Source organism: Brevundimonas sp. (assembly GCF_023259385.1).
Classification (GTDB): Bacteria; Pseudomonadota; Alphaproteobacteria; order Caulobacterales; family Caulobacteraceae; genus Brevundimonas.
Genome location: NZ_JAHFPF010000013.1, coordinates 1 through 4,369 on the forward strand (window position 1 = coordinate 1; position 4,369 = coordinate 4,369).

Annotated in this window: 4 protein-coding genes; all 4 read left to right on the plus strand. The window is 68.4% G+C overall.

The features are described 5' to 3' along the window. The coding region (locus tag Q0C81_RS01735; RefSeq protein WP_367117961.1) for a class I adenylate-forming enzyme family protein at positions 1–1,717 on the plus strand (1,717 nt) is incomplete at its 5' end. After that, complete coding sequence (locus Q0C81_RS01740; RefSeq protein ID WP_291832688.1) at positions 1,714–2,667, plus strand: nitronate monooxygenase; 954 nt, start codon at positions 1,714–1,716, stop codon at positions 2,665–2,667. The genes Q0C81_RS01735 and Q0C81_RS01740, both read left to right, overlap by 4 nt. Beyond that, entirely contained in the window at positions 2,664–3,146 is a 483-nt protein-coding gene (locus Q0C81_RS01745) for a PaaI family thioesterase (protein ID WP_291832691.1), read from the plus strand. Before Q0C81_RS01740 ends, Q0C81_RS01745 begins: the two co-directional genes overlap by 4 nt. 145 nt (positions 3,147–3,291) lie before the next feature. Continuing rightward, on the plus strand, positions 3,292–4,251 hold the full coding sequence (locus tag Q0C81_RS01750; protein WP_291832694.1) for a hypothetical protein: 960 nt from the start codon (positions 3,292–3,294) through the stop codon (positions 4,249–4,251). Positions 4,252–4,369: the final 118 nt, after the last annotated feature.

The window sequence follows — 4,369 nt, forward strand, 5'->3', positions numbered from 1 at the left end:
GATCGTCATTCCCGAACACCGCATCCGCGAGATGAAGGCCCGTGGCTGGTGGGGCGACGTCACCCTGGACGACCTGTTCCAGAAGCATGTGAAGGCCCATCCGGACACGGAGGCCCTGGTCGATCCGTTCAACGCCCCGGACTTCGTCGGCGGGACCGCCGAGCGCCTGACCTGGCGCCAGACCGCCGACGCGGTCGATCGCCTCTGCGCCGTCCTGACCGCCCATGGAATCCGCAAGGACGACGTGGTCGTGGTCCAGCTGCCCAACATCGCCGAGCTGACCATCAGCTACCTGGCCTGCCTGCGGCTGGGGATCATCGTCAGCCCCGCCCCGGTCCAGTACCGCGAGCACGAGCTGGGCTACATCATCGGCCAGACCGACGCCGTCGCCGCCATCACCAACGACCGCATCGGCAAGCAGATGCACGGCGAGATGATCGTCGGCCTCAAGGCGACCTGCCCGACCCTGAAGACCGTCTTCGTCCTGGGCCAGACCTGCCCCGAGGGCGGTCTCGACCTCGAGCCCTTGATGGACGGCGTCACCCGCGACCAGCACAAGGCCGCGCAGAAGGCGGCGAAGGCTGCGGCCATCACCGCCGATGACATCGTCACCATCTGCTGGACCTCCGGCACCGAGGCCCAGCCCAAGGGCGTGCCGCGCAGCCACAACGAATGGATCATCATGGGCGACGGCGTCATCGACGCCGCCGACCTGGCCCCCGGCGCGCGCCTGCTGAACCCCTTCCCGATGGTCAACATGGGCGGCATCTCCACCGCCTTCATCGGCTGGCTGCTGCTCGGCGGGGTGCTGATCCAGCACCATCCGTTCGACCTGCAGGTCCTGCTCAAACAGATGCGCGACGAGAGGATCGACTACACCGTCGCCCCGCCCGCCGTGCTGAACCTGCTCCTCCAGAACGAAGCCCTGCTGGAGGGCATCGACTTCAAGCGGCTGAAGTCCATCGGCTCGGGCTCAGCGCCCCTGTCGGAGTGGATGGTGCGGACCTTCCACGAAAAATACGGGGTCCAGATCGTCAACTATTTCGGCTCCAACGAGGGGGCCTCCTTCCCGTCGGCGCTGAAGGACCTGCCCGAGGCCGCCGACCGCGCCAGCCTGTTCCCCCGCCTCGGCGAGGGCTTCACATGGGCCTGCAAGCTGCACGACCGCATCTTCACCCGCCTGGTCGATCCCGAGACCGAACAGGAGATCACCGACGCCGGCCTGCCCGGCGAGCTGCGGGTCAAGGGCGCCACCATCTTCTCCGGCTACTGGCGCGCGCCCGAGATCAACGCCCGCGCCTTCGACGCCGACGGCTGGTTCCGCACCGGCGACCTGTTCGAGCTGGCCGGCGACCGCAGGCAGCACCTGAAATTCGTCGGCCGGCTGAAGGACATCATCATCCGCGGCGGCATGAACATCTCCTCCGAGGAGATCGAGAACCACCTGATGGCCCACCCCGCCGTCGCCGAGGCCGCCGTCGTCGGCGCACCGGATCCCAATCTGGGCGAGCGGCTCGCGGCCTTCGTCGTCTTCCGTCCCGGCCAGCAAGCGACCCTGGCCGAGATCAACGCCTTCCTGACCGGCGACCGCCAGGTCGCCGTCTACAAGCAGATCGAACGCCTCGAGACCATCGAGGCCCTCCCCCGCAATCCAGTCGGCAAGATCCTCAAGCGGGATCTGCGCCAACGCGTCACCACCGAGACCCTGTCCGCATGACCTCCCCCTTCGACACCCTGCGCCTGCCCGTATTCGCGGCGCCCATGTTCCTGATCAGCGGGCCGGAACTGGTCATCGCCGCCTGCAGGGCCGGCGTGGGCGGGGCCTTCCCCACCCCCAACTGCCGCACGGTCGAGGACCTGGATGCGTGGATGGGCACGATCACCGACGCGCTGAAGCCGGGCGACGCCCCGTGGATCGCCAACATGATCACCCACTCGACCAACGCCCGGCTCCCTGAGGACCTGCGCCTGATCGCCGAATACAAGCCGCCGGTCGTGATCACCGCCCTCGGATCTCCGAAGCCGGTCATGGAGACGGTCAAGGGCTACGGCGGCCTGGTCTTCGCCGACGTCGTCTCGATGAAGCTGGCGAAGAAGGCGGCCGAGGCGGGCGTTGACGGCCTGGCCTGCGTCAGCGCCGGCGCCGGCGGCCACACCGGCCACCTGTCGCCCTTCGCCTTCATCTCGGCGGTGCGCGACTTCTTCGACGGCTATATCGCGGTCGGCGGCGGGATCGGCGATGGGGCGGGCGTGGCCGGCGCCGTCGCGGCGGGCGCGGACTTCGTCTACATGGGGACGCGCTTCCTGGCCTCCGAAGAGAGCATGGCCCAGCCGGAGTACAAGCAGATGGTCGTGGACGCGGGTCCCGACGATCTGGTCGTCTCCGCCTCGGTCACCGGCACCCCGGCCTCGTGGCTGCGCCCCAGCCTGCTGGCCGCCGGCCAGGATCCCGACAACCTCGGCGCCGCCCCGGACCGCAACTACACCTCGGGCGGCTCGACCAAGCGCTGGCGCGATATCTGGGCCGCCGGCCAGGGGCTTGAGGCCGTCCGCGCCGTCGAGCCGGTCAGCAAGATCGTCGACCAGCTGTCCGGCGAATACGACGCCGCCATCGCCCGCTTCCAGACCCGCACGGGCGCCCGCCGGATACAAGGGGCCGCGGCGTGACCTCCGCTCCGGCCAGAGTCGTCGCGCCTGTCGACTTCGAGCTCGACCCGACCGTTTCCGGCCTCGAACTGCTGCGCCGCTGGGCGCGCAAGGCGGACACGGTCGGCGGCTATCCGCAGCGGCTCGGCGCCTGGCCGGTCGAGTTCGAAGAAGGGCTGGTCCGCATCGTCTGCGATCTCGATCCCGGCCACGCCAATTTCGTGGGTCTGGTTCACGGCGGGGTCCTGGCCTCGCTGGTGGACGTCGCGGGCGGCAGCGCCGTCATGACCATTCTCGAGCCCGGCCAGACCCTGCTGACCACCGACCTGTCGATGCGCTTCCTCAACGCCGCCCCGATGGACTGCGCCCGGCTGGAGACGGTCGGCCGGGTGACCTTCCACGACGCCCGCAAGGCCGTGGTCGAGGCGACCATCAGCACCCCCGACGGCCTCGTCATCGCGCAAGGCACGGTCGGGGTGTCGATCCGCTCTCCCCGCTGATCGTCCTATGACGGCGCCGCGCGCGTGGGCGCTGATTGCGCCGCCAAAATCAAGACAGGCGTCTATTCCCATGGCTGGGGAGGCGGAGCGTCATCGGGGTGACTATCTGGAGTGAGACGCTGTCGTCGCTGAAGGGGCGAACGCCATGACGCTTGTCCTCACGGCCATGTGCCCGATCTATGTAGTCCAGGTCAGCGACCGTCTCGTTACGGTGGGGCCTGCCCCCCACGACGTCATGTCCAACAAGACCATCGTCTACCGCGCCAGGGATGCGCTGGTGTCGATCGGCTATTCCGGCGTCGCCTATGTCGGTGATGTGCCGATGGATGACTGGATCGCCGGGACTCTATGGGGCGGCCCCATACCTCGCGGCCCCGACGGGAAGCGGCCCGCGAAGAGTTTCGGCCCGGCGCCTGTTCTTCGCGATATCGGCCAGGCCGCGGCCCATCTTGAACACGCGATCAAGGGGTTGGCTTCCGCGGCGGTCGATAAGCACGGCCTATACCTCACCCTCGCCGGATGGCAGGGGCAGCGACATGGCGCACGGCCTATCGTCATGGAGATCGAACGTCGGGAAGGCGTCACGACGGTGCGGCGTTCGCCTCGCCGCCCGGCCAAGGGACAGGAGTTCCGGCTTCACAGCATTGGGGCGCGCCTCTCGACCGAGGCGTTCCGTGCGCGCTTCGCGTCATTGCGCGGCGAGGGAGGCTTGAACTGCACCATCGAAGAGGTCGAAACGCGCTTTGCCGAAACGATCCGCGAGACGGCGATGTGCGTTCCCAGCGTCGGCGAGAACCTGCTCAGCGTGGTATTGCCCCGTCCCGATCTCGGCCCGGCGACATGCCGTTTCCTGCCGGCCCGGCCCCATGCCGTGCGGATTAGGACGGCCACGCGCGACATGGTGATGGATGTGGCCCATTCTCCGTGGATCGTGGGACCGTCCGTTCTTTATCCGCCAAGCGCCGAGATCGGTGAGACGGTGATGGACCTCGGCGGCGTTCCTCTCGTGATCGTCGGGGCGGCTCCGACGTCGGGACTGCTGGGCCTGAGCAGCAGCATCAGGCGTCCTTTGCCGCCGTCTGCTGGCAGACCAGGACGATTCTGACGTAGTCGAGCCATCCGTCCGTTCCTGACGCAGGCGCGTGCCAGGATGCGCCGATGCTCATCCCGACGCGCAGCTCTATCCGGACGCTTCGGACGCTTCGGACGGTGTTTACGACCGT